The organism is Leminorella grimontii ATCC 33999 = DSM 5078, from assembly GCF_000439085.1.
GTDB lineage: Bacteria > Pseudomonadota > Gammaproteobacteria > Enterobacterales > Enterobacteriaceae > Leminorella > Leminorella grimontii.
Genome location: NZ_KE392227.1, coordinates 81,693 through 105,309, shown reverse-complemented (window position 1 = coordinate 105,309; position 23,617 = coordinate 81,693). Strand labels below are relative to the sequence as shown.

General features: G+C 55.1%; 25 protein-coding genes. 15 read left to right on the top strand and 10 right to left on the bottom strand.

From position 1 onward, the window contains the following. Positions 1–41: 41 nt before the first annotated feature. Together G544_RS0119375 and G544_RS21930 are read right to left on the bottom strand one after the other, a co-directional pair. Complete coding sequence (locus tag G544_RS0119375; protein WP_027276106.1) at positions 42–2,231, bottom strand: hypothetical protein; 2,190 nt, start codon at positions 2,229–2,231, stop codon at positions 42–44. 370 nt (positions 2,232–2,601) lie between these two features. Next, positions 2,602–2,712: a RebB family R body protein gene (locus tag G544_RS21930; protein WP_304364268.1), complete on the bottom strand. Its 111-nt coding sequence runs from the start codon at positions 2,710–2,712 to the stop codon at positions 2,602–2,604. Positions 2,713–3,275: 563 nt separating this feature from the next. Between G544_RS21930 and nsrR the strand changes: the two genes are divergently transcribed. The 3 genes from nsrR to rlmB all read left to right on the top strand — a co-directional run bounded on the left by nsrR (position 3,276) and on the right by rlmB (position 6,967). Next, on the top strand, positions 3,276–3,734 hold the full coding sequence (gene nsrR / locus G544_RS21140; RefSeq protein WP_051155850.1) for a nitric oxide-sensing transcriptional repressor NsrR: 459 nt from the start codon (positions 3,276–3,278) through the stop codon (positions 3,732–3,734). A gap of 3 nt (positions 3,735–3,737) precedes the next feature. Continuing rightward, on the top strand, positions 3,738–6,161 hold the full coding sequence (gene rnr, locus G544_RS0119360) for a ribonuclease R (protein WP_027276105.1): 2,424 nt from the start codon (positions 3,738–3,740) through the stop codon (positions 6,159–6,161). A gap of 74 nt (positions 6,162–6,235) precedes the next feature. Then, positions 6,236–6,967: a 23S rRNA (guanosine(2251)-2'-O)-methyltransferase RlmB gene (rlmB, locus tag G544_RS0119355; protein WP_027276104.1), complete on the top strand. Its 732-nt coding sequence runs from the start codon at positions 6,236–6,238 to the stop codon at positions 6,965–6,967. Positions 6,968–7,015: 48 nt separating this feature from the next. On the opposite strand, the gene G544_RS0119350 is transcribed toward rlmB, so the two are convergent. The 3 genes from G544_RS0119350 to G544_RS0119340 form a co-directional block, all read right to left on the bottom strand. Continuing rightward, a complete protein-coding gene (locus G544_RS0119350; RefSeq protein WP_027276103.1) occupies positions 7,016–7,705 on the bottom strand; it encodes a glutathione S-transferase family protein in 690 nt (229 codons plus the stop codon). Positions 7,706–7,786: 81 nt separating this feature from the next. Beyond that, positions 7,787–8,743, bottom strand: coding sequence for an AEC family transporter (locus G544_RS0119345; protein ID WP_027276102.1), 957 nt, complete (start codon positions 8,741–8,743; stop codon positions 7,787–7,789). Positions 8,744–8,938: 195 nt separating this feature from the next. Beyond that, a complete protein-coding gene (locus G544_RS0119340; RefSeq protein ID WP_051155849.1) occupies positions 8,939–9,595 on the bottom strand; it encodes a helix-turn-helix transcriptional regulator in 657 nt (218 codons plus the stop codon). A gap of 76 nt (positions 9,596–9,671) precedes the next feature. On the opposite strand from G544_RS0119340, the gene G544_RS0119335 reads away from it, so the two are divergent. The 8 genes from G544_RS0119335 to G544_RS0119300 all read left to right on the top strand — a co-directional run bounded on the left by G544_RS0119335 (position 9,672) and on the right by G544_RS0119300 (position 14,137). Further along, entirely contained in the window at positions 9,672–10,187 is a 516-nt protein-coding gene (locus G544_RS0119335; protein ID WP_027276100.1) for a YbaK/prolyl-tRNA synthetase associated domain-containing protein, read from the top strand. Between the two features lie 165 nt (positions 10,188–10,352). Beyond that, positions 10,353–11,489 carry a threonine synthase gene (locus G544_RS0119330; protein WP_027276099.1) on the top strand — a complete coding sequence of 379 codons (1,137 nt, stop codon included), beginning with the start codon at positions 10,353–10,355 and terminating at the stop codon, positions 11,487–11,489. A 116-nt stretch (positions 11,490–11,605) separates the two neighbouring features. After that, positions 11,606–12,010, top strand: coding sequence for a RidA family protein (locus G544_RS0119325; RefSeq protein WP_027276098.1), 405 nt, complete (start codon positions 11,606–11,608; stop codon positions 12,008–12,010). 192 nt (positions 12,011–12,202) lie between these two features. Then, on the top strand, positions 12,203–12,604 hold the full coding sequence (rpsF, locus tag G544_RS0119320; protein WP_027276097.1) for a 30S ribosomal protein S6: 402 nt from the start codon (positions 12,203–12,205) through the stop codon (positions 12,602–12,604). Between the two features lie 6 nt (positions 12,605–12,610). Then, complete coding sequence (gene priB / locus G544_RS21135) at positions 12,611–12,931, top strand: primosomal replication protein N (protein WP_036024676.1); 321 nt, start codon at positions 12,611–12,613, stop codon at positions 12,929–12,931. A gap of 4 nt (positions 12,932–12,935) precedes the next feature. After that, entirely contained in the window at positions 12,936–13,163 is a 228-nt protein-coding gene (gene rpsR / locus G544_RS0119310) for a 30S ribosomal protein S18 (protein ID WP_000135199.1), read from the top strand. 35 nt (positions 13,164–13,198) lie between these two features. Continuing rightward, the gene (rplI, locus tag G544_RS0119305; protein ID WP_027276095.1) at positions 13,199–13,651 is read left to right on the top strand and encodes a 50S ribosomal protein L9; all 453 of its coding nucleotides are present in this window, start codon (positions 13,199–13,201) and stop codon (positions 13,649–13,651) included. A gap of 126 nt (positions 13,652–13,777) precedes the next feature. After that, positions 13,778–14,137, top strand: coding sequence for a DUF488 domain-containing protein (locus tag G544_RS0119300; protein ID WP_027276094.1), 360 nt, complete (start codon positions 13,778–13,780; stop codon positions 14,135–14,137). 6 nt (positions 14,138–14,143) lie between these two features. Here G544_RS0119300 and G544_RS0119295 read toward each other — a convergent pair whose 3' ends face one another. Further along, on the bottom strand, positions 14,144–14,842 hold the full coding sequence (locus G544_RS0119295) for a LysM-like peptidoglycan-binding domain-containing protein (protein WP_051155848.1): 699 nt from the start codon (positions 14,840–14,842) through the stop codon (positions 14,144–14,146). A 222-nt stretch (positions 14,843–15,064) separates the two neighbouring features. Here G544_RS0119295 and G544_RS0119290 point away from each other — a divergent pair, with 222 nt between their 5' ends. Next, the gene (locus G544_RS0119290) at positions 15,065–16,279 is read left to right on the top strand and encodes an MFS transporter (protein ID WP_027276092.1); all 1,215 of its coding nucleotides are present in this window, start codon (positions 15,065–15,067) and stop codon (positions 16,277–16,279) included. A gap of 85 nt (positions 16,280–16,364) precedes the next feature. Next, on the top strand, positions 16,365–16,985 hold the full coding sequence (gene bamJ / locus G544_RS0119285; RefSeq protein ID WP_027276091.1) for a BamJ family beta-barrel-assembly machinery protein: 621 nt from the start codon (positions 16,365–16,367) through the stop codon (positions 16,983–16,985). Positions 16,986–17,058: 73 nt separating this feature from the next. On the opposite strand, the gene G544_RS0119280 is transcribed toward bamJ, so the two are convergent. Together G544_RS0119280 and dcuC are read right to left on the bottom strand one after the other, a co-directional pair. Continuing rightward, positions 17,059–18,330 (bottom strand): amidohydrolase, encoded by a 1,272-nt coding sequence (locus G544_RS0119280; RefSeq protein WP_027276090.1) that lies wholly within the window; start codon positions 18,328–18,330, stop codon positions 17,059–17,061. A 55-nt stretch (positions 18,331–18,385) separates the two neighbouring features. After that, positions 18,386–19,693, bottom strand: coding sequence for a C4-dicarboxylate transporter DcuC (gene dcuC / locus G544_RS0119275; RefSeq protein ID WP_027276089.1), 1,308 nt, complete (start codon positions 19,691–19,693; stop codon positions 18,386–18,388). A gap of 321 nt (positions 19,694–20,014) precedes the next feature. Between dcuC and cysQ the strand changes: the two genes are divergently transcribed. Both cysQ and G544_RS0119265 read left to right on the top strand, forming a co-directional pair. Next, a complete protein-coding gene (gene cysQ, locus G544_RS0119270) occupies positions 20,015–20,794 on the top strand; it encodes a 3'(2'),5'-bisphosphate nucleotidase CysQ (RefSeq protein ID WP_036024673.1) in 780 nt (259 codons plus the stop codon). Between the two features lie 243 nt (positions 20,795–21,037). After that, positions 21,038–21,244, top strand: coding sequence for a DUF1107 domain-containing protein (locus G544_RS0119265; protein ID WP_027276087.1), 207 nt, complete (start codon positions 21,038–21,040; stop codon positions 21,242–21,244). An 88-nt stretch (positions 21,245–21,332) separates the two neighbouring features. Here the strand turns inward: G544_RS0119265 and paeA are convergent, their stop codons facing one another. Together paeA and msrA are read right to left on the bottom strand one after the other, a co-directional pair. Further along, a complete protein-coding gene (gene paeA / locus G544_RS0119260; RefSeq protein ID WP_027276086.1) occupies positions 21,333–22,670 on the bottom strand; it encodes a polyamine export protein PaeA in 1,338 nt (445 codons plus the stop codon). Between the two features lie 214 nt (positions 22,671–22,884). After that, the gene (gene msrA / locus G544_RS0119255) at positions 22,885–23,523 is read right to left on the bottom strand and encodes a peptide-methionine (S)-S-oxide reductase MsrA (RefSeq protein WP_027276085.1); all 639 of its coding nucleotides are present in this window, start codon (positions 23,521–23,523) and stop codon (positions 22,885–22,887) included. Positions 23,524–23,617 lie beyond the last annotated feature (94 nt).

Sequence of the window (23,617 nt, the reverse complement as noted above, 5' to 3'; positions counted from 1 at the left end):
AGTTATCGATAGCGTCTTTAAACTAAACGCATTGCCTGTGTTTATTGCTTACCTGATTCGGTTTTTATATACACGATGGACTCGGGGGCTCTGACCCCTTCAAACTTGACGAGTGCCAGATTTGAGCGCTGTTCCCGGTGGTTAATTTTCCCAATCGATCTTTCCCAACTGGCGCTCGCCGCCGCGGCGATGAGTTGGCTTACTTTCGGCAGCAGCGCTTCTACCAGTCCGGGGACTTCGGCGTGAAGAATGCTATAGGTTTGAAGCAGCGCCATTCTCGCCGACTCCTTCTGGATATCGGTATGGGCAACGCCCTGCCCGTATGCGCCGAGTATCAGCGAGCGCCAGTTGTGCAGGAGAGCGAATGCGGCGAGGAAGATACCTTTTCGCCCGCAGGAGGGAATTTTGTCGTCCAGTTTTTTGATTTCCTTAAGGATGTCCTTCATCGCAGGGACCTGACAGAGCATAATTTCCGTATCATATTGATATGTATTTATATATTCTCTAATTCCTTTTTCAATTTCGCCTTCGCTCATCGCGTTGAAAGCGTCAGTAAACGCGCCTATTTTTTGCAGCGCGAGGGGGCTAAAAGCCGATTCTTCGGCGTAAGCTACGGCGTTCATCACGGGTTGCAGTTCGTTTGTATCCACTAACCCGTCTAAATGTAGAAATCCTTGATCTAAATGGTAAATTTTCGCCGAGCTGCAACCGCCCGCTGCACCGACCGCAGGGCGGCTACCCAGACCTGTGTCGAAATGGATTTTTGGGTATTTTTTCGACAGGAAGCTTCGCGCCTGACAGGCGCGGCCGATGCATATGGAAAACGGGACGCTCTTTTGGGTCAGCGCGGCGTAATAGGTTTCAGCGTCTGAGGTGGGCTTTTTATCCAATGTTTCAATCAGGCTCGCAATATTGCGTTTGGTTTCGTAGGCTATCTGGCCTTGGCCAGCGGGGCCGGTGATGTCAAAGTGCAACAGCCGCAGGCTTTCCATCGTCAGGCTGTTGTAGTGAAACAGTTCGTCAAACAGGCCGGAGAGCGGTAGTTCCTGCTTTATACCCGTGGTGCTATTGAGCGCGTTAAACCGCTGGGCGTTGTGATAGCTTTTGGCAAGGTATCGGTACAACTGCTTGTAAAACTGGTCGTCTTTTTCTTGGTCGATACGGTTGCGAAAGTAGTAGCCGCACAGCGAACGGTTATTGTCCGCTTTGCCGCAGCCTGCGTCGCCGTGGATATGAAGGACGGTGGTTTGTGCATTGAGCGGGGCAAATTTTTCTGGCGCGCTGCTGTCCAAAAGGAAGTCAAAAAAGCGCCGGCAGTGCTCCATGCTTAACAGATCCAGACCGACAAGCCGGGTTGTCGCTTTCTCTTTTTCTCTTTTTTCTTTGAACAAAACGCGGATTCTATTCACATCGCCGTCGAAGCCTTGTTTATCCAGGCTGCTGGATGATGTATGGACTAGAAGCCTGTAGTTTTCATATCCGTATCCATCGTTCAGGCGTATGAGATTATCCAGTCCGTTGACGTCGTCAACGTCGGCGGCGATTTGGGCATACTGCACGCCGCTGGCCTTGATGTATTCCAGCGCCATGGCGTAAAACGCGTCTTTAAACTCGGCGTTGAGTACGGCTTCTCTGGCCCATAGAGCGTCGTCAGACGGAATGTACCTGTTGGCGTTGTATATTTTGTTATTGAAATAGCGGACGAGCAGCGTATTGTTTGGCGTTTTTAGCACCCCGTTCTCTAACAGCCGTCGAGTGACTTTATAAATATCCGCCGAATCTATAGGGTAACGCTTATATATCCCTATATTGGTCAACAGCAGTACGCTGGCAAAGTAAATGCTTTCCGCCGCGCATTCACCTCGCAGGTAGTGGGCGTAGTCAGCTTGAGAAAAGGGGTTTTTCTCTTCCATACGCTTTAGAGCAAGCATAAAAAGCTTATAGTGCGCCTCGGTTTCAAGCGCTTCAATTTGGGCCTCATCCTTTTGCCTAAATATGGCTGGGATGTCCCACTTGGTACTGCTATAGAGCATGAGCCAAAGCAGCGAGATTGGCGACGCCTGTTTTAGGGTAATGAACCTGTTTTTATCGTTCGGATCGACGATGAATTTCATCTCTTTCGGTAATGAATATTCACTTTCCAACGGCAGGATGCCCAAAAAGCGGCTGTAGAAATCGAACGGGTAGTGGGTAAACGGGGTCTTGTCGCCATCATAGCTAAAGTAGGCCATAAAAATCTCCTTCCTGAGAAAAAAGCGGCTTTAGTACTTATCAATTTATTTCTTTAATATGGATTTATGGTGCCGATAGTCTAATCATAGACAACATTTTTATTTTTTGTTGAAATGAGATATGAGTGTTCTTATTTGTTTTTTAAGAAAGGCCATGAAATGGAACTATTTATGTAATGTTTTTTTGCTGTATTTAATAAAAACAATAGGTGGTTTATATCTCGGAAGGCTTTAGGTCCGCATTGGACGTGTGTTTATTTTTTATAATTTGATTCACATCCAGGTTTGGCAATATTTGATATCTATAAATAACGATTTTTAGCGTGGAGTGGAAATATAAATTTCCATATTTATCGACGATTTTTTGCTATCAGCGTTTATTTTGATGTTGGGCGGCGATGGCGTTTTCAAACAGGGTGCTGATGGAGTGCGCCATGGTCTGGAGCAGGTTGCCCATTGCCATCGCTGGCACTTCACCCAGCGCCTTTTATCTTCGCTATGGTGAACGCGGCAACCGCGAGGCTGTGAAAGCGCGTTGCGTCCTTTCTAATAGAAGTCGCTGGGATGGGAAAAATGGAAAAGAAGGCGCCTTGAATATTCGCTATAAAAAGCAGGAGGTAGTTTTGGTGCGTTAATAAAAACTGAGAGATTATAAGGCTTTTTGAGAAAGTGGTGTATCTATCGGATTCGGTATAGACGCTAAAAATCTTTGCCTAACGCGAAATACGGTTATCAAAATAGCATAAACGAATAGCCTTCCGCCTGCTTCGGCTTTTTATTTATCTTTTCTCGTTATTAATAATATTTTTCATATGATGAAACGAGCACCGTTAGCGCGGTTATTTAATAACGTTCCATAATGGGCTTTTTACGTCCTAACACTATCGTCGAGAAGAGGCGGATTCTGTACCGATGCTGGCGCAGAGATCCATTGCCGGAAGCCGCTTAAATTCTCTAATACGCCAGATTTTTGCGATTAACGTTACCGGCTTTGGGGCCGATCGTTTACTATAAGAGCAGTATATGACGATTTAAGAGGTACTTGTGCAGTTAACCAGTTTTACCGACTACGGCTTGCGGGCGTTGATTTATATGGCCTCTCTGCCGAAAGGCGAGTTGACCAGCATATCCCAGGTAACCGACGTTTACGGGGTTTCCCGCAATCACATGGTAAAAATTATTAACCAGCTCAGCCGCGTTGGCCTGGTGGACGCAGTGCGCGGTAAAAACGGCGGGATCCGCTTGGGGAAGCCCGCTGGGGATATCCGCATTGGCGACGTCGTCAGGGCGATGGAACCGCTTTCTCTGGTTAACTGTAGCGCAGAGTTTTGCCACATCACGCCGGCCTGTCGCCTGAAGCTGGCGCTGGACAAGGCCATTAAGTCGTTTCTGCATGAATTGGATAACTACACGCTGGCGGACATGGTGGACTCGAACGAGTCTCTGCAAACGCTGCTGTTTACGCCGCATCCCGCCGCGTTATCAATGAAAGTAAAAGGGTAAGTCATGAATAAAGATCCTTTCCTGGCTCGCGAAATGGAGAAGTACGATGACCCCATCCCCAGCCGCGAATACATTCTCGACCTGCTGTCAAAACGGCAGGCGCCCGCCAGCCGCGATGAGCTGGTAGAGGCGTTGGAACTAAAAAGCGAAGAGCAGCAGGAAGCGCTGCGCCGCCGCCTGCGGGCGATGGAACGCGACGGGCAGTTGGTGTTCACAAGGCGCCAGTGTTATGCGCTGCCTGAGCGGTTGGATATGGTGAAGGGCCTGGTGATTGGCCACCGTGACGGTTACGGATTTTTGCGGGTGGAGGGCAACAAGGACGACCTTTACCTTTCCCCTGAACAGATGAAGATGGCGATGCACGGCGACGTCATTTTGGCTCAGCCAATGGACCTCGATCGCCGAGGCCGCCGCGAGGCGCGCGTCGTTCGAGTGCTTGAGCCGCGCAGCGCGCAGATCGTCGGCCGCTACTTTACCGATTCAGGCGTGGGCTTCGTCGTCCCTGACGACAGCCGCCTGAACTTCGATATTTTGATCCCGCCGGAAAGCATCATGGGCGCCAGAATGGGCTACGTGGTGGTCGTTGAGCTCACTCAGCGTCCGACGCGGCGCACCAAGGCCATCGGTAAGATCGTTGAAGTGCTCGGCGACAAGATGGGCACCTCCATGGCGGTGGACATCGCGCTCAGAACCCATGAGATCCCTTACGTCTGGCCTGAATCCGTGCTCAATGAAATCAACGGCCTGAAGGAAACCGTGCCGGAAAAAGCAATAAAGGGGCGCGTTGACCTTCGCGACCTGCCGTTAGTGACTATCGACGGTGAGGACGCTCGTGACTTTGACGACGCGGTATGCTGCGAGAAAAATCGCGGCGGCGGCTGGCGCCTGTGGGTGGCCATCGCCGACGTAAGCTACTACGTGCGCCCCGGCACCGCGCTGGACGCCGAAGCGCGCAGCCGAGGCAACTCGGTTTACTTCCCGTCGCAGGTGATCCCAATGCTGCCGGAGGTGCTGTCCAACGGGCTGTGCTCGCTGAACCCGCAGGTAGATCGCCTGTGCATGGTATGCGAGATGACCATTTCCAAGGCCGGTCGCCTGAGTTCGTTCAAGTTCTATGAAGCGGTGATGAGCTCCCATGCGCGCCTGACCTACACCAAAGTGGCCCATCTGCTCGACGGCGACCAGGAGCTTCGCGAACACTATGCGCCGCTGGTGCCGATGCTGGAAGAGCTGCATAAGCTCTACCGCGTGCTGGACGGCGCCCGCGAGCAGCGGGGCGGCATCTCGTTTGAAACGGAAGAGCCGAAGTTTATTTTTAACGCAGAGCGGCGCATCGAACGCATCGAGCCGTTGGTGCGTAATGATGCCCATAAGATCATCGAAGAATGCATGATTTTGGCCAATATTTCCGCCGCGCGCTTTGTCGAGCGGGCGGAGGAACCGGCGCTGTTCCGCATTCACGATAAGCCCAAAGGCGAAAACCTGACGTCGCTTCGAAGCGTCTTGGGCGAACTTGGGTTGACGCTGGGCGGCGGCCTCGAGCCTGCGCCCAAGGACTACGCCAAGCTGATGGACGCCGTAGCGGACAGGCCCGATCGCGAAATGCTGCAAACCATGCTGCTGCGCTCGATGAAGCAGGCGGTGTACGATCCGGAAAACCGCGGTCACTTCGGCCTGGCGCTGGACGCCTACGCGCACTTTACTTCGCCAATCCGCCGTTATCCCGACCTGTCGCTGCACCGCGCCATCAAGTATCTGTTGGCGGGAAGCAAGGGCGGAATGACCTCCAGCGGCGGCTGGCACTATGCGATGGAAGACATGCTGCAGCTCGGCGAACACTGTTCGTTGACCGAGCGTCGCGCCGATGAAGCGACCCGCGACGTGGCGGACTGGCTGAAGTGCGACTTTATGCAGGATCACGTCGGCGAAGCGTTTAAAGGCACGATATCCAGCGTGACCGCCTTTGGCTTCTTTGTGCGCCTTGACGATCTCTATATCGACGGGCTGGTGCACGTCTCTACGCTGGAGAACGACTACTATCGGTTCGATAACGTCGGCCAGCGGCTGATTGGCGAGTCTTCCGGTCAGACCTTCCGCCTGGGCGATAAGGTTGAAATCCGCGTTGATGCGGTGCATATGGACGAGCGGAAAATCGACTTTGCGCTGGTTTCCAGCGAGCGTCGCCCGCGCGGCGAAGGCAAAACCGAAAAAGAGAAGGCGAAGCGGTCAGCCAGACGCAGCAAGTCCGAGGGCTACGCCTCCGATACCGGCGTGCGGGTAAAGCCGCCGAGAAAGCCGAAGGTCAAAAACGACGAAGCCGGTTCGGATAAGGCCTCGAAGGGAAAGGGCAAGAAGCCGTCGGCCAAGACCAAAAAGATTACGGCCGCGCTGAAGAGCAAGCGGGCGAAGAAGGCTGCAGAACGTTAATCCGCATTCCTTGTTAAATCACACGGGGCGGCGCAGAGGCCGCCCTACGCTATCGTCAGGATACGAAGTACGCTATGAGTGAAATCATTTACGGCATTCACGCCGTCGAGTCGCTGCTGGAGCGAGATCCGCAGCGCTTTATCGAAGTGTTTATTTTAAAAGGGCGCGACGATCGCCGCCTGGCGCCGCTGGTGAAGGCCATTGAGCAAAACGGCATTTCCGTTCAGGTCGCCAACCGCCAGTGGCTGGACGCCAAAACCGAAGGCGCCGTCCATCAGGGCATTATCGCCAGAGTGAAGGAGGGGCGTCAGTATCAGGAAAACGATCTGCCGGACCTGCTTGAAGCGCTGGATTCTCCGTTCCTGCTGGTGCTGGACGGCGTAACGGATCCCCACAATCTGGGGGCCTGCCTGCGCAGCGCCGACGCGGCGGGCGTGCACGCGGTGATTGTTCCTCGCGATCGCTCGGCCCAGCTTAACGCGACGGCCAAGAAGGTTGCCTGCGGCGCGGCAGAGACCGTTCCGCTTATTCGCGTCACCAATCTGGCCCGCACCCTGCGCTACCTGCAGGAGCAACAGGTTTGGATCGTCGGTACCGCCGGCGAGGCCGACCATACGCTGTATCAGTCGACGTTTAAGGGGCCGGTTGCGCTGGTGATGGGCGCCGAGGGCGAAGGCATGCGCAGGTTGACGCGTGAGCACTGTGACGAGCTGGTCAGCATTCCGATGGCGGGCAGCGTGTCGTCGCTAAACGTCTCTGTCGCCACCGGCATTTGCCTGTTTGAGATCGTACGCCAGCGCGGATAACAATACGTTTCACTATAAACGCCCGCATTTTTTGCGGGCGTTTTGCCATCAGGCGCTGCGCAAGTCTTGTAGCAGCACGCCAACGGCCAGCGTTTCCTCATCGTGTGATTTATCCCGCCAGGTTTCTTTCAGCGCTTCCTCTTCCCACATCATGACCGACTGTAGGTTCAGCAATCGCTGGGCGTACTCTTTTGCTTCGGGCGTCAGCTGAAGGCCGTAGCTCTGAATGCGGAAGGCAACGGGCACAAAGAACGCATCGACGGCGGTGAAGGCGTGCCCGGCCAGGAACGGCCCGCCGAACTGTTCAAGCCCCGATTCCCACAGTTCACAGAGGCGATCTAAATCCTTCACCAGCGCGTCCGGCAATTGGTGCAGGCGAAGGCGCACGCCGACGTTCATTGGGCAGGTGCTGCGCAGGGAGGTAAAGCCCGAATGCATTTCAGCGCAGGCGCTGCGGGCCCAGGCTCTGGGCTGACGCTCCTGCGGCCAGACTTCAGGGTGGGATTCCGCCAAATATTCAACGATGGCCAATGAATCCCAGACGGCGATTTTGTTGTCGACCAAACAGGGGACTTTGCCGTTGGGAGAAAATTCGCGGTAATGCTCCCAGTTTTCTCCCGGAGCGGAAGAAAACGGAATCAGCGTTTCTTCGAAGGGGATGCCGAGCTGGCTCATCAGCACCCAAGGGCGTAATGACCACGACGAGTAGTTCTTATTGGCGATATAAAGTTGATACACGCGATACTCCTTCCTGCTGAAGTGAACAAACACAGCTTAAAGTGTAGGACAGGATTGATTCTCGGCGGTATTTTCCTACCGTCAAACGCGAACGCCGATAAGCGTCAGGATCAGCGGCGTAGTGATGGCCGACAGCACGGTGGAAATGACCATGCTGGACGCCGCCGGGCCGACGATGACGTTAAACTGACGCGCCATCAGATAGACGTTAACGCCGACCGCCATCGAGCCTAAGAGAACCACAACCTGAGTTTCCATCGGCGGCAGGCCGAGGGCGACGGCAAGCCCCCAAACGACCATCGGCTGAACTACCAGTTTGAGAACGCAGACGATAGAGCTTATCTGCCAGCCGTCGCGGATGCGATATTCGGCAAGCCCCATCCCCAGCGCGACCAGCGACATCGGGGCGGCGATTTGGCCGAGCATGCCGATGGGCTTATCGATAAATTCCGGCAGATCGTAGCCGGTGAGGCTAAACAGCGTGCCGGAGATGATGCCGATAATCAGCGGGTTTTTCAGCACGTTCTTGGCGGTATTGGCAAAGCCTTTAATCGACAGCGAGCCGTTTCGCGACCACTCCACCGATACGGTGACCAGCGTCCAAAGAATGAGGCCGTTAAACACCAGCACCAGCGCGACCGACGGCAGGGAGGCTTCCCCTAATGCGACGGTCGCGACCGGAATGCCGAGCATGACGTTGTTTGAGAAGATCCCGCCTAAGGCAAACACCGAGCCGGAGGTGCCGTCGAGCTTAAGCGCTTTCGACGCTAAAACCCGGCCGATGACGAAAACGATAAGGCAGCTGCCGAAAAAGGCCACCAGCAGGCGAGCATCGACCGGTGGCTGCTTGGAGAAGCTGCACATCATGCGAAACAGCATGGCGGGCAGGGCGACGGAGAAGACGAAGCGGGTAAGCCCGTCGGCGGCAACTTTACTCCACTTGCCCCAGCGGATCAGTCCATAGCCGAGTATCGCGAGAATAAACAGCGGCGCAGAAAGCACGATTTGATGCCAGAGAGGGAGTAAGAAGCTTTGCATGAACCTGCCCGATCTTTAGAAAAGTGTGTGGCGTTCTCCGCCAGATTCTCCGAACTATACGGAGTGGCTAAAAAACGTCAATAGCGGGCGGGCTTTTTAGAAAGTCGTGCTTTATTTTCCGGCCGCTGCGTCAAATAACGCTGAGTCTTCATGATATTGCAGCACGCTTTTGTTTTCAGGCTAAAGCGGCCCAGCTCAGTTTTTCAACGCGTTATAAATCGATACTCGCGATATGCCCAGCGTATCCGCCGCGACGGTAGCCGCGCCCCTGAGTTGCAGCAGCCCCTGTTCAGACAGCGAGCGGATAAGCTTTTGCCGCTGCGCCGTGGTGAGCGCCCGCGGCTGCGCGTTTAGCCTAGCGGCGTAGTTGTTGATTTCGGTACGGATGTCGTCGAGCTTCCAGGTTTTAAGGGACTCGTTCATCGGCGCCTGCGGGCTTTCGATCGCAGTGAGCTGCTCCAATACGCGCTGCATGGTCGAGAACAGGGAGACGTCCAGATTCAGGCACAGCGCGGCGACAAACTCCCCTTTGCTGTTTCTAAGGCCGATCGACGTGCTTTTCGCTTCTCGCCCGTCGGGGAAGTGGTTGCGGTAGTTTTGTACGATGTCGGGAAACTCGGCGTCCTGAATGCGCGCCAGCCCCAGCTCGGTGGCGGGGGAACCCACCTTGCGGCCCGACAGCGGGTTTTCAATCGCGACGACGGCGTGCTCAGGGTGCGTCAGGTCGTGCACCACCACTTCACAGCCGGGGGCGAACATTTTCCCCAGCGCGGCGGCGATTTTTTTTGCTTCACGCAGCAGCAATTCGTTTTCGCCTTCGGTCGGCGCCTGTGGTTTCTTTTTTGATGTCATCGTCGCTACCCGTTTTACTATTTGTCGTTAATTGTACAGTATGATAAACAGCATGTCCCGTTAGCAAAAAAACGTAATGAAGGAGCGTACCGCCGTGTCTGCCACTATCTTTGAACAACTGATATCGCTTTTAGACAGCAACGACGCGCGCTATCGCGTCATCGAACACGAAACCGCCGGGCGCTCCGCCGACGCGGCGAAGGCGCGGGGAACGAAAATCGAGCAGGGTGCGAAGGCGCTGGTGTGTCACGTTAAGGGCAACGGCGTGAAGCAGCACGTGCTGGCCGTATTGCCCGCGCACCGCAAGGCCAACTTGAGTCTGGTCGCCCGCCAGCTCGGCGGCACGCGCGCTTCCCTTGCGAGCCCCAAAGAGGTGATGGAGCTAACCCAGTGCGTGTTTGGCGCCATCCCGCCCTTTAGCTTCCATCCGGACCTTAAGCTGGTGTGTGACCCGAAACTGTTCGAGCAGGAAGAGGAAATGGTGTTCAACGCCGGTTCCCTTGAGCGCTCCGTTTTACTAAACGTAAAGGATTACGCGAGGATCGTTTCGCCGGAGCTGTGTGAGTTTTCTGAGGAAAGTGAGCCTGAATAGGCTCAGGCCAAGACGTTGGCGGGTTAATGCGGTGGCATTGTGGCGTGAATAAAGAACCCTTACTTAACAGTTTGTATAATTCTTTATTGTTTGTGTTTGTTCCTCGGTGTATAACCGTAGCCGACAGTAATTATTTCCTCTTATCGGACCATGGGAGAACGACGGATGAAGAACGCAGCCCCCCGCTACGTCGATGCGCGTAACGGCCTTTCCTACGACATTAATGAACTCCGCTGGTGCTCGGAGAAGCGAGCGCCGCTGATGATAACGCCGCTGCCGGGCATTACGCGCGACGATATCGATACCCGCGAGCGCTCCATCTGGCGCTATCGCGCCGCGCTGCCGGTGGAAATCGCTCGCCCGATTTCGCTCGGCGAGGGCTGTACTCCTCTGGTGGCCAAGCGCTGGGGCGGCGTCGACGTGATGTTCAAGCTGGAGTGGTTTAACCCTACCAGCAGCTTTAAAGATCGCGGCGCGTCGGTGATGGTTTCTTTCTTAAAGCAGCTTGGCGTTGAATCGCTGATTGAAGACAGCTCCGGCAACGGCGGCGCGGCGATTGCCGCCTCCTGTGCGGCAGCGGGCATCAAGGCGCGCATTCTGGCTCCGGACTCGACTTCCCCGGCCAAGCTGCTGCAAAGCCGCTCTTTTGGCGCCGAAGTACAGGGCGTACCGGGCAGCCGTCAGGATACCGAAAACGAAGCCCTACGCCAGTCGGAAACCACCTTCTACGCAAGCCACAACTGGCATCCCTTCTTTTTACAGGGTACCAAGTCTCTGGCCTACGAGCTGTGGGAAGAGCTGGGCTTTAAGGCGCCCGATAACGTGATTATCCCCACCGGCGCCGGCAGCAACGTGCTGGGCTGCGATATCGGCTTTTGCGAACTGCTGGCCGCCGGCCAAATCAAAAAGCTGCCTAAGCTTCTGATAGCCCAGCCGGCCAACTGCGCGCCGATCCACGCGACCTTCCAGGCCAACAGCGACACGCTGGTAGAAACAGTGTATGACAAGACCATCGCCGAAGGCACCGCGATCAGAAGCCCTGTCCGTTTGCAAGAAGTGCTGGCGGCCATTCGCCGTTCCGGCGGCGATACGGTGGCGCTGACCGAGTCCGACATCGTGGCGGCGGTAAGAAAGCTGACGGGGATGGGGCTGTACGCCGAACCGACCAGCGCTCAGGCCGCAGCGGCGGTTGACGCCTTCGTTGCGCGCGGCGTTATCAAGCCGGGGGAAACCACGGTGGTTATCCTGACGGGGACCGGCCTTAAGGCGGGCAACCTGATGGGCGATATTTTTTCTGCATAATGGGTAAAGGCGGTTTTTGCATTCGTAGAAAATGGAAGAGAGCTCCGCGCCAATAGGTGAGTGTAGAGCACTGTTGCAGGAACTTAAGCCACAGAGATAGAAAAGCAGGTAATTAAATGAAGATAGAAGATGAGCGGGGCGGAGCGGTGAGTTGCATAAACAGCCCTGAGCTTTCCACGCCGGGCGGCCACTATTCGCACGCCTGCGTGCACGGCAATACGGTATATCTGTCCGGGCAGCTGCCGGTGGATCCAGATGGCAACGTTTTAGCCGACAGGCCGTTTGCCGAGCAGGCGAATCAGGTGTTATTCAATATTGACGCCACGCTGCGCGCGGCGGGAAGCGGCCGAGACAGGCTGATTCAGGTGCGCATTTTTATTACCGACATGGCGCAGTGGCCGGAGTTTAACCGGATTTACGCCGAGTGGATTGGTGGGCATCGCCCGGCGCGCATCGTGGCCGGGGTTAGCGAGCTGCACTTCGGCTCGGCGTTGGAAGTTGAGGCGGTGGCCGGTATTTAGGCAGGGCCTTGACGCCGTTTACGGGAAACTTCATGGAATAAGGCATAAAGGCGCATACAGTCCTTGAAGTTCCCCCGTGATAAACGTACAATTGCGCGTCAATTTTTCAGCCGTCACACTAAACACGTTCCTTGCTTCCATGGGCCACGGCTGACCCTGACAGGAGGCTGAATAATCCGTAAGGAGCTATTGATGCGTCATTACGAAATCGTCTTTATGGTCCATCCTGACCAGAGCGAACAAGTTCCGGGTATGATCGAACGTTACACCGGTGCAATCAAAGCAGCAGGCGGCGAAATTCACCGCTTGGAAGACTGGGGCCGCCGTCAACTGGCTTACCCAATCAACAAGCTGCACAAAGCCCACTACGTTCTGCTGAACGTTGAAGCACCGCAGGAAACGATCGATGAACTGGAAACCAACTTCCGTTTCAACGATGCCGTTATCCGCAGCATGGTTATGCGCACCAAGCATGCCGTGACTGAAGCATCTCCAATGGTTAAGGCTAAAGAAGATCGTCGCGATCGCCGCGAAGACTACGCTGAAGAAACCACTGATGATGACTCAGACGATGCTGGGGATTCTGAAGAGTAATAGCTCGTGTTGACTGTTAACCGGCTAGCGCTGTCTGGCACCGTGTGCAAGGCGCCGCTGCGTAAGGTTAGTCCTTCCGGCGTACCCCACTGCCAGTTCGTGTTAGAACATCGTTCTGGGCAGCAGGAAGCCGGATTTGCAAGGCAGGCGTGGTGTAGAATGCCCGTCGTCGTCAGCGGACAGCAGTCACAAGCCTTAACTCACAGTATAACGGTCGGCAGTCGCCTGAAAGTAACCGGTTTTATCAGCACCCATCAGGGGCGTAACGGTCTTAATAAACTGGTGTTACATGCCGAGCAGATTGAATTGATAGATTCTGGAGAGTAGCCATATGGCACGTTATTTCCGTCGTCGCAAGTTCTGCCGTTTTACCGCGGAAGGCGTTCAAGAGATCGACTATAAAGATATCGCAACGCTGAAAAACTATATCACCGAGAGCGGGAAAATTGTCCCGAGCCGTATCACCGGTACTCGTGCAAAATACCAGCGCCAGCTGGCTCGCGCTATCAAGCGCGCGCGTTACCTGTCTTTGTTACCGTACACTGATCGCCATCAGTAACGGTTTCGGTCCAAGAACTTAAAGAGGATACGGTAATGCAAGTTATTCTGCTTGATAAAGTAGCTAACCTGGGCAGCCTGGGTGATCAAGTTAACGTAAAAGCGGGCTATGCCCGTAACTATCTGGTACCGCAGGGTAAGGCGGTTCCGGCAACCAAGAAAAACGTTGAGTTCTTCGAAGCGCGTCGCGCAGAGCTGGAAGCCAAACTGGCTGACGTTCTGGCCGCCGCTGAAGCTCGCGCCGCCAAGATCGTTGAGCTGGGCAGCGTCACCGTCGCTTCTAAAGCAGGCGATGAAGGCAAGCTGTTTGGTTCTATCGGTACTCGCGATATCGCTGATGCGGTAACCGCAGCCGGCGTTGAAGTGGCCAAGAGCGAAGTGCGTCTGCCTAACGGCGTTATCCGTACGCTGGGCGATCACGACGTTGATTTCCAACTGCACGGCGAAGTGTTTGCTAAGCTGAACGTAGTTGTGGTTGCAGAAGACTAATTATTAGTTTTCTAACCCGTTAAAAACGCCGGCATTCGCCGGCGTTTTTGTTTTTATACGGTTGCAATTTTTTTCGTTGCCTGCCGATAATGTCGGCGACTTTTGTCGTTCGCTGAGGGAAAGAAAATGGCCGATATTCGACTGGTGCGGGTCTATGACGCGCCGCAAAATCCCGATAAAAACAGTTTTTTGACCGACCGCCTGTGGCCCAGAGGCATCAGTAAAGAGCGCTTGAAGGGCGTCGTCTGGCTAAAAGAAGCGGCGCCCAGCACCGAGCTGCGCAAACGCTTCCACGCCGATCCGACCCAGTGGCAGGCGTTTTGCCGGGACTACGTGGATGAGCTGAATCGTCAGGACGCCTGGGCGCCGCTGCTCGCGCTGTTAAAGCAGGGGGAAACCGTGACGCTGATGTTTGGCAGTCGGGACCTTGAACACAATCAGGGCGTGGTGCTGCGCGATTTTTTGTTGAACAGGCTCAAGGCCTAGCGCCTCTTAGTGAACGCGTAAAAAGCGGCCGTTGCTTTGGCGCGTAAACAGCGCCGACTGGGTTGGCGTAAGCTCAACCTCCAGTCCGGTGACCTGATTGCCTTCAGCGACGCGAATGCGCACCTTCTGGCCAATCCTCAGCGCGTTAACCGGCTTTCCCGGTCCCTCTACCTGCGCCAACAGGTATGCGTCGTTAACGACTAAATGGTTATCTCTGAACACCTGAGCCAGCGTGTGGCCGCGCTGGATGGTGAACTCTTTCCAGACTTCTTCGGTAGGCGGCGTTTCAGGCTGCGCCGGCGCTTGCGCCGTTTCAATAGTAGGCTCGGCGGGTGCGGCTATAGCTTCCTGAGGCTGTGAGGGGGCCTGTGGAGACGGAGCGCCTGATTCGACCAACGGTGGCGGTGCGACGTTTTCCTGAGGCGCGGACGCACCCGTCGACGACGGAGAGGAAACGTCCGGCGTTAGGGGGGCAGAGGTTTGTTCTTGTGCCGAAGAGGACAGCGCGCCGGGCGATTTGTCTTCCGCTGGCCAAAGAAACGCGACGAGCATAAGCAGCGCGGCAAGAAGTACGCCCTTACGGTGCGCGCTGGGCAGCGGAGACATCCAGTGAAAGCGGTCGGGCAGGTTCCATAGCGCCAAGAGCGCGGCTTTGCAGGAATTACCGCCCAGAGGCCGCCGCTGTCTGCCGTTATTTGCCTGCATAACTCCTCCTCATCGCTCGCGCCACGCGTATCCGTTTACGTTGAAACGACAATAGGCCACTCATCAATAATATGATTTTACCCATATTTCTATCAAATATCCTGTGAATAATTGGAGCGATAACCGTTTTTACTTTAAGACGCGCTGGTTTTTATCTGCAATTTTTTCCACACTGCGACTAAAATATCTTTCACCACACATTTAACTCCCCATTAGGACTCAATGACAAAAACCGCGCAGGATCCGGCGCTAACGCCGACGCTTATCGTCATCATGTCGATTGCCACCGGGCTGGTAGTCGCCAGTAATTACTATGCCCAGCCGCTGCTAGAGACTATCGCCAGCGCGTTTGACCTGTCCGTCAGCCGGGCTGGATTTATCGTCACGGCGGCGCAGTTGGGCTATGCGGTTGGGCTGATGTTTATCGTGCCGCTGGGAGATATGTTTGAACGGCGGGGGATGATTGTCGGCATGACGCTTTTGGCCGCGGTCGGTATGCTTATCACCGCGATGTCTGATACGGTTGCCGGCATTATCGTGGGAACGGCGCTGACCGGGCTGTTTTCCGTTGTAGCTCAGATGCTGGTGCCTTTTGCCGCGACGCTGGCGGAACCGGCGAAGCGGGGAAAGGCGGTCGGCATTATTATGAGCGGCCTGCTGCTCGGCATTTTGCTGGCGCGAACCGTTGCCGGCGCGCTGGCGTCGCTGGGCGGCTGGCGAACGGTATACTGGTTGGCTTCCTCGCTAACCATTTTGATGGCGCTGATTCTGTGGCGCGCGCTGCCGTACTATAAGCAGCCCGTAGGCCTAAACTATCCTCAGCTATTAGGCTCTATTCTGGTGTTGTTTAGCCGCAACGTGACGCTGCGAACCCGAGCCCTGCTCGGCGCGCTCTCATTTGCCAATTTCAGCATTCTCTGGACGTCGATGGCGTTTTTGCTGGCTTCCCCTCCCTATGGGTATTCCGAAGCCGCTATCGGTCTGTTTGGTTTGGTCGGTGCGGCGGGCGCTTTGGCGGCCAGCGGCGCGGGCCAGCTGGCGGATAAGGGAAAAGGGGCGCGAACGACAACCCAGGGGTTGGTTCTGCTCTTATTGGCCTGGCTGCCCATCGTTTGGGGAGAATACTCGCTGGGTGCGCTGTTGGTCGGCGTTATCGCGCTGGACTTTGCCGTTCAGGGCGTGCACGTCACCAATCAGTCAATGATTTACCGAATGATGCCGGAAGCCAGAAGCCGCCTGACGGCGGGCTATATGACCAGCTACTTTATCGGCGGCGCGCTGGGCTCGCTGATTTCCGCGGTGGCCTATCAATATGGGCAATGGCGCTACGTGTGCGCTTCGGGCGCCGTGCTTAGCGTCTTAGCGCTTATTGTATGGCTGACGAGCAAAGGCCGACTTGAACGGGAAGCATTGGCGTATCGCGATACGGCCGGTTAATCCGCAGAGCGCTTTTTTCTACCGAATCTCCTGTGATATGCTGCGAAACCTTTAACAGATAAAACAAACACGCTAAGGAAAAACCATGACGAAGCCCTCTTTTGACAGCATTGAAGCGCAGGCCAGTTACGGTATCGGCTTACAGGTGGGTCAGCAGCTGCTGGAGTCCGGTCTGGAAGGGCTGGTGCCGGAAGCGCTGGTTGCCGGATTGACCGACGCCCTGCAGGGTAATCAGCCCTCCGTACCGGTTGACGTTGTGCATCGCGCGCTGCGCGAAATTCACGAACGCGCAGACAGTGCTCGCCGCGAACAGCAGGAAAAAATGGCGGGAGAGGGCGTGCGCTACCTGGAAGAGAATGCCAAGCGCAGCGAAGTGACCTCGACGGAGTCCGGCCTGCAGTTTGAAGTTCTGCATCAGGGCGAAGGCGCCATTCCGTCTCGTCAGGATCGCGTGCGGGTTCACTACACAGGCCAACTGATCGACGGCACGGTTTTCGATAGCTCAGTGAAGCGCGGTGAGCCGGCGGAATTCCCCGTCAGCGGCGTGATCGCTGGCTGGATTGAGGCGCTGACGCTGATGCCGGTAGGCTCAAAATGGCGTTTGACCATCCCTCACCATCTGGCCTACGGCGAGCGCGGCGCGGGCGCGTCGATTCCGCCGTTCAGCACGCTGGTGTTTGACGTTGAGCTGCTGGATATCCTGTAATTGCGTTGATAACGTTTTGATAAATAAAAATGCCGCTCTAATGAGCGGCATTTTTGTGCCCGGCGCGCCAGCGCTACTTGGCCATCAGCGCCTGCAGGCTGCCAATAAACAGATCCACTGCCGTTTTTAGCTGCTTCTCATCGAAGTCGAATTCCGCCTGATGGTGGCCCGCTTTCAGATCGGCGCCGACGATAAAGTAAATCGACTTGCCGCCGTTGCGCTGAACGCGTTTGGCAATGGTGGTGGCGTCTTCGCTGCCGCCGAACGAGCGCTGCTGAACGGCGGTCAGCTCGGGGTTGCGTTTGACGATGTCGGTCAGCAGCTCGACCAATTCTTTATCGTTAGTCAGATCGACGCCTTCGCCCATGATCTCACTTTCAAGCCGCAGGTTGAAGCTGTGCGCGGTGCCTTCGGCGATGCGGTGCATCTGCTGCGCCATAAAGGTATTAATCTCTTCGTTCTCTCCGCGCACTTCGGCCTGCAGTTCGCCGTAAGAAGGGATAACGTTGCGGCCTTCGCCCGCCCTGATAACGCCAACGTTAACGCGCGACATGCCCTTGCCGTGACGGGAGATGCCGAGCATTTGGGTTGCCGCGTGGCAGGCGCCCGCCAGCGCGTTGATACCCACGTGCGGCTCTGCGCCGGCGTGGGCCGGTGCGCCGTAGAAGCGGAAGTCGACCTTGGTGGTGCAAAGGAAGTTGTTAGGGTTAACGACGATTTCGCCGGACTTGGCGATAAAGCCTAAGTGCATACCGAGGAAATAGTTGGCGTCGTCAACGATGCCACTCTCCGCGACCGGACGGCCGCCGCGCATTCCCTCTTCCGCCGGCTGAAATATTATCTTCACTTTGCCGGTAAGCCGACTTCCATTTTCGACCAGCCATTTGGCGATGCCAAGCCCGATGGACGCGTGTCCGTCGTGGCCGCAGGCGTGCATCATTCCGGGGTTTTTAGACGCAAAGCCGTCGCGGTTTGGTATATGTTCATCCCCTGCGGTTTCCTGTACGTAGACGCAGTCGATGTCAAAGCGTAGCGCCACCGTTGGCCCAGGCTTTCCGCTGTCGAAAATGGCGACGCAGCCGGTGAGCCCGTCCATTTCCGCCAGAAGCGCATCGTCGACGCCGTTGGCCTTTGCCCGCGCAAGCCCGGATTCAACCAGCGCTGGCGTACGTCCATAAATGAAGTCTCGGTTAATAATTTTCGGCCCGGCAAGCACCTCCAGCCCCATCGCGCGCAGCGTCGTTATCAGGCGCGCGGTGGTTGTGAATTCGGACCAGCCGAACTCCGGGCAGCGGTGAAATTCGCGCCGCCAGTCGATCAGCTGTGTTAAATCAACGTTTGACATAGTGAGTTTCCTTATCTGTTAGTAAATCTGCTATTCAGCGCGCTGTAGGTCAGGCTTACAGCAGGATCAGCGCGATAAAAATGAGTGAGACGATGACGCCCGGCGCGGTGCGCTTGACGAGCTCAATCGGGTTAACCATCGCAACGCCGGCGCATACGATGGCGACGCCGGAAACGGGCGACATCGAGCGCCCCATTGCGCCTCCCATGGTTGCGGCCATGCCCAGATCGGGGATGGTGTAGCCGAACTCCATGGCGTGGCGGGTGACGGTGTCGTTAAAGGCGAGCGACGCGGCGTCGCCGGAGCCGGTCAATACGCCCATCAGGAACGGGCCGAGGGTGCCGCCCCAGCGGGCCATCTCCGGATGGTGGGTCAGGAAGTAGATAAAGCTCTCAATAAGGCCGGAAGCGTTCAGGCCGGCTGCAAATACGGACGCTGCGATAATGATACCCAGCACGTCGCCGTAGGCGCCGCCCATGCCTTTGAAGAACTCTTTCGTCATGGTGGTAGGGCTTCGGCGCGTAATGACAAGGGCGTAGATAACGCCAATCAGCATCGCCGCCGGAACGGTCATCTTCACGCTGCCAAACCAGGTGGTGGTGCTGGAAATCATCAGAAGAATAAGCGGAACGAACGGCGCGGTTGCATAAACGAAGTTGGTGCGGACTTCTTCTTTTTTCTCCCCTTGTTCAACGGAGGCTGAGCCCTCAACGGGCTGAACGCGGAACTCTTTTCGTACCAGCGCGACAACAGAAAGAGACACGGCCCCGATGGCGCCAAGCGCGATACTGTAAGGCGCATGATATTTAATCAGGTCCATAACCTCTATTTTGGTATAGCCTTCGTTGCCCGCCATGATTTCGTTATACAGATTGGCGACAAAGGCGTTATGGGACAGGCCTGGGCTTAGCAGGGAGCCGATGGTGCCGGTTAAAATCGCCGCGCCCGCAATGGCCGGGTGTACGCGCGAGCCGATAAGCAGCGGAATAAGCGTGGCGCCAACCGCTGCCGCACAGCCTGCCGCAGAGGGAATGGCGATGTTGATAAAGTAGGTTATGGCAACGGCGGCGGGTATGAGAAAGAACCCCAGTCGGCTCATCATGCCGGTCAGCGCCTTAACCAGATGCATGTCACAGGTGGTGTACTTCATCACGTAGGCGAAGCCCATGCTGGCGCAAATCGCCTGAATCAGGCTGGCGGAGGTCATGCTTTTGGCAAACGCGTCAAAACCGGCCATTGGATTAAGCGCAACGATGCACATGATTAGGCCTGAGCCTACCAACACCATGCGCGTTTCATACTGTTTTATCAGCAAATAGACGGTAATCACGACAACCGCCAGAGCAATGATTTCTGTAATCATAGAGTTCTCACTGTGTAAGCATTCATGCAGTAAGCGGTTATTGACCGGCTACCCGAGAGCCCGTTTGAGCCGGAAGGCCGCCGGTAGATCCGCCTCGCCCTGAATAAAATTTAAAAAGAGTCTGGCGGTGTTATATGCCTGAGCGCTTATACAAACAATAAAAATATATACAGTTTGTTAAGTCGATCACCTTATGGCCTCTTTGGCTGTTTTTTGGGCGTACACATCCCGAAGATCGGCGATATGGGACGGTGATGCTGGCTATTGTGGAAAAAAACGCTACCCTGAAAGGCAATGAGTTATGACTGAGAGGGCATAGGTATGCCGCATTTATCTCCAACGCTGGAAGCTATCTGTTCGCTGTCGCGACGGGCGGGCGAGGCGATTATGGCCGTTTATCAAGGCGATAGGCCTACCGACCTGGTCGTAAAATCCGACAGTTCGCCGGTTACTGCGGCCGATTTGGCGGCTCACGGCATTATTATGGCGGGGCTGTCTTTGCTGACGCCGAATATTCCCGTGCTGTCGGAAGAGTCGCCCCAGTCGTGGGAAATCAGAAAAAATTGGAGCAGCTACTGGCTGGTCGATCCGCTGGACGGAACGAAAGAATTCCTTGCCCATAACGATGAGTTCACCGTCAATATCGCTCTGATAGAAGGAGGCGAGCCGGTGATGGGCGTCGTTTATGCTCCCGCGCTGGACGTCCTCTACGCGGCGGAGGGGCAACGCGCCTGGAAGGAAGAGGGCGGGTTGCGCCAAGGGATTCGGCCGCAGGCAGGTACTCCGCCGATGGTGGTGTGCAGCCGTTCACATCGGGATACGAAGCTGACGGCCTTTTTAGAACGGCTGGGCGACTATGAAACGACGGCGGTAGGATCGTCTCTGAAATTTTGCCTGGTTGCCGAAGGCAGCGCGCAGCTTTATCCTCGCTTTGGACCGACGAACGTATGGGATACCGCGGCGGGCCATGCGGTTGTGCGAGCCGTGGGCCTTCAGGTGAATAATTGGCAGGATATTCCGCTTAGTTATGCGCCGGCGGAGTCTTTCCTCAATCCCGGTTTTTACGTTTCGTCTAACGAAGATCTTCCTTGGAAGGCTTAGTCATAAATAGCTCTGACATCACATTTTCTAGGCGTTTATTCGATTATTATAGGCATGTATCCTATAGTTATATTGATTCGACGCCTTTTTTACGCTTATACGCTGAGTGTAAATAAGATTAAAGAGGCTAGGCGTATTACAGGGAGTAGTGTTTACTAGAAGAATAGCGGGCGCCACGCTAAATGGTTATTTATGTGGCCGAGCTATAAGCGTTGGTCTTGTAATAACGATGGAGGACATGAAATGAAAATCTTCCCTAGCTACAATCCACAGCGGATTGCGCTATATGTGAAGACGCTCTTCCGTGGCAGATTCTACATCAAAGGCATTGGTGCATTCGAGTTTGACATGGGGAAAATTCTGCTTCCAAAAGTGTGTGACAAAATTCATTTTAACGTGATGTCTGAGGTTAACCGGGAAGTTCTGGAGCTGCGCGCCGAATTCGCCTGATTTTCCCGACTGCGGATAATGAATACCGCGTGACTTAGATCTGATAGGCCATCGAAAGATGGCCTTTTTGCGTATTTAATCCACGGAATTACTGCTTAAGGTCTTCCGCTTCTTCTGCGCTCTTGGCGTTCTCTTGCGAGGGCGAGCTATCAATACGTGTGACTAACAGCTGATCAATCTTGTAGCTGTCGATGTCCACCACTTCAAACTTATAGCCGGCAAATTTCACTGAATCCGTACGCTTAGGGATCTTTCTTAGCATGTACATCATAAAGCCGCCGATGGTTTCGTAGTTCTCGGACTGCGGAAAATCGTCAATCGACAGCGCGCGCATAACGTCTTCAATCGGCGTCACGCCTTCAACCAGCCAGGAGTTCTCATCGCGCGCCACGATCTGTTCTTCTTGGCCAGGCCCCATAAGGTCGCCCATCAGCGTCGTCATCACGTCTTTGAGCGTGATAATGCCGACGACCAGCGCATATTCGTTGAGGATCACCGCGAAGTCTTCACCGGCGCTGCGAAAGCTTTCCAGCGCTTCTGACAGCGTCAGCGTATCAGGAATAATCAGCGGCGAGTGGATCTGCACGCCGCCCTTCAGGGCTAGATTTTCGTTCTTTAATACGCGGATTAAGAGATCTTTTGAGTCAACGTAACCCACTACGTGGTCGATAGAATCGCTACAAACTAAAAACTTGGAATGAGGATAGTTGGCGATTTTGTCTTTGATATTATCTTCCTGCTCGTCGAGCTGAAAGAAGATGACCTGTTCGCGCGGCGTCATGACGGAGGGCACGTTGCGCGATTCCAGTTCAAAAACGTTTTCAATCAGCTCGTGTTCCTGCTTGCGCAGGGCGCCGGTCAGCGCGCCGGCTTCGAAAACGGCATAGACGTCGTCTGAGGTAATGCTGTCGTTGCGCACCAGCGGCAGCTTGAACAGGCGGAAGATCAGCGTCGCCATGCCGTTAAACAGCCAAACCAGCGGCCGGAACAGGACAATACACAAGCGCATTGGATTGATAATCCGAACGGCGACCGCCTCCGGAGATGTCATGCCAATGCGTTTCGGCGTCAGGTCGGCAAACAGGATGAACAGCGAAGTAACGATGGAAAACGAGATAATAAAGCCAATCTGCTCCGCCAGCTCCGGTTGCATAAAGCGGCTGAAAAATGCCGACAGATAGGGAGAAAACACGGCATCGCCGACGATACCGCCGAGAATGGCGACGGCGTTAACGCCGATTTGAACGATAGTGAAAAAAACGCCGGGCGTTTCCTGAAGCTCCAGCACGCGCTGGGCGTTAACGTTGCCTTCGTCCGCCATCATTTTCAGCTTTATCTTTCTTGACGCGGCGAGGGCAATCTCCGAGACCGAGAAAAACGCACTGATGGCGATCAGCAAAACGATCAGTAATAAACTGTTTAACATAAAATTATCCGCAATTATGCTGGAAATGGGATCTAATGTTGAATGCTCCAAAGGAGCCAAAGGGCGGCGGGCCTGCGGGAATAACGCTTCCTTAGCCGCATTGATATATGATTATAACAGCTGGCTAACGCTTATCATATTTCTTTAAATTGCCCCATTAGGGAAGTGGGGAGACAGGCAGTATTCCGCCATTGCGGGCAATGGCGGACGCAGCCTAAGGCGCGGGTGGAAGGCAGACGCCGATGCCGCCGAGATTACAGTAGCCGTTGGGATTTTTGTCCAGATACTGCTGGTGATCTTCTTCTGCAAAATAAAAGGGCTTAGCCATGACGATTTCCGTCGTGACAGAGCGAAGATCTCCTTCCTTGCGCATCGCTGAGATAAACGCGGCCCTGCTGGCCCTTGCCTGCTCCAACTGCTCCTGCGTAACGGCATAGATCGCCGAGCGATACTGTGTGCCGATATCGTTGCCCTGACGCATCCCTTGGGCGGGATCGTGATTCTCCCAAAACAGCTGTAGAAGCCGGGAGTAGGGCAGCACTTTGGGATCGAAGACGACCTTAACGACTTCAGCATGGCCCGTCTTGCCGCTGCACACTTCCCGATAGTTAGGGTTGGGCGTAACGCCGCCGCTGTAGCCTGCGGCCGTGCTGTAAACGCCGTGCTGCTGCCAAAACAGGCGCTCAACGCCCCAAAAGCACCCCATCGCAAAGATGGCGACGTCCGTACCGTCCGGAGCGTCTTTCATCGGCGTATGCAGCACTCTGTGTTTCGCGCTGACCGGCATCGGCTGTGAACGACCCTCCAGTGGGTTTTCCGGCTGTGTAAATGCGTCGGAATTTACCGTTGTCATAAAAAACTCCCAATGTTTTTGTCAAGATAGGGTTAAGCGTGTTGTATCTACCGACATCTTTGTCGACAATATATGACAAAGCCTTAACAGAACG

Excerpts from the sequence above, each read along its gene's own strand:
- G544_RS0119375 (WP_027276106.1), bottom strand. The coding sequence starts at position 2,231 with ATGGCCTACTTTAGCTATGATGGCGACAAGACCCCGTTTACCCACTAC.
- rnr (WP_027276105.1), top strand. The coding sequence starts at position 3,738 with ATGAATAAAGATCCTTTCCTGGCTCGCGAAATGGAGAAGTACGATGAC.
- rlmB (WP_027276104.1), top strand. The coding sequence starts at position 6,236 with ATGAGTGAAATCATTTACGGCATTCACGCCGTCGAGTCGCTGCTGGAG.
- G544_RS0119345 (WP_027276102.1), bottom strand. The coding sequence starts at position 8,743 with ATGCAAAGCTTCTTACTCCCTCTCTGGCATCAAATCGTGCTTTCTGCG.
- G544_RS0119340 (WP_051155849.1), bottom strand. The coding sequence starts at position 9,595 with ATGACATCAAAAAAGAAACCACAGGCGCCGACCGAAGGCGAAAACGAA.
- G544_RS0119335 (WP_027276100.1), top strand. The coding sequence starts at position 9,672 with ATGAAGGAGCGTACCGCCGTGTCTGCCACTATCTTTGAACAACTGATA.
- G544_RS0119330 (WP_027276099.1), top strand. The coding sequence starts at position 10,353 with ATGAAGAACGCAGCCCCCCGCTACGTCGATGCGCGTAACGGCCTTTCC.
- G544_RS0119325 (WP_027276098.1), top strand. The coding sequence starts at position 11,606 with ATGAAGATAGAAGATGAGCGGGGCGGAGCGGTGAGTTGCATAAACAGC.
- rpsF (WP_027276097.1), top strand. The coding sequence starts at position 12,203 with ATGCGTCATTACGAAATCGTCTTTATGGTCCATCCTGACCAGAGCGAA.
- rpsR (WP_000135199.1), top strand. The coding sequence starts at position 12,936 with ATGGCACGTTATTTCCGTCGTCGCAAGTTCTGCCGTTTTACCGCGGAA.
- rplI (WP_027276095.1), top strand. The coding sequence starts at position 13,199 with ATGCAAGTTATTCTGCTTGATAAAGTAGCTAACCTGGGCAGCCTGGGT.
- G544_RS0119300 (WP_027276094.1), top strand. The coding sequence starts at position 13,778 with ATGGCCGATATTCGACTGGTGCGGGTCTATGACGCGCCGCAAAATCCC.
- G544_RS0119295 (WP_051155848.1), bottom strand. The coding sequence starts at position 14,842 with ATGCAGGCAAATAACGGCAGACAGCGGCGGCCTCTGGGCGGTAATTCC.
- G544_RS0119290 (WP_027276092.1), top strand. The coding sequence starts at position 15,065 with ATGACAAAAACCGCGCAGGATCCGGCGCTAACGCCGACGCTTATCGTC.
- bamJ (WP_027276091.1), top strand. The coding sequence starts at position 16,365 with ATGACGAAGCCCTCTTTTGACAGCATTGAAGCGCAGGCCAGTTACGGT.
- G544_RS0119280 (WP_027276090.1), bottom strand. The coding sequence starts at position 18,330 with ATGTCAAACGTTGATTTAACACAGCTGATCGACTGGCGGCGCGAATTT.
- dcuC (WP_027276089.1), bottom strand. The coding sequence starts at position 19,693 with ATGATTACAGAAATCATTGCTCTGGCGGTTGTCGTGATTACCGTCTAT.
- cysQ (WP_036024673.1), top strand. The coding sequence starts at position 20,015 with ATGCCGCATTTATCTCCAACGCTGGAAGCTATCTGTTCGCTGTCGCGA.
- G544_RS0119265 (WP_027276087.1), top strand. The coding sequence starts at position 21,038 with ATGAAAATCTTCCCTAGCTACAATCCACAGCGGATTGCGCTATATGTG.
- paeA (WP_027276086.1), bottom strand. The coding sequence starts at position 22,670 with ATGTTAAACAGTTTATTACTGATCGTTTTGCTGATCGCCATCAGTGCG.
- msrA (WP_027276085.1), bottom strand. The coding sequence starts at position 23,523 with ATGACAACGGTAAATTCCGACGCATTTACACAGCCGGAAAACCCACTG.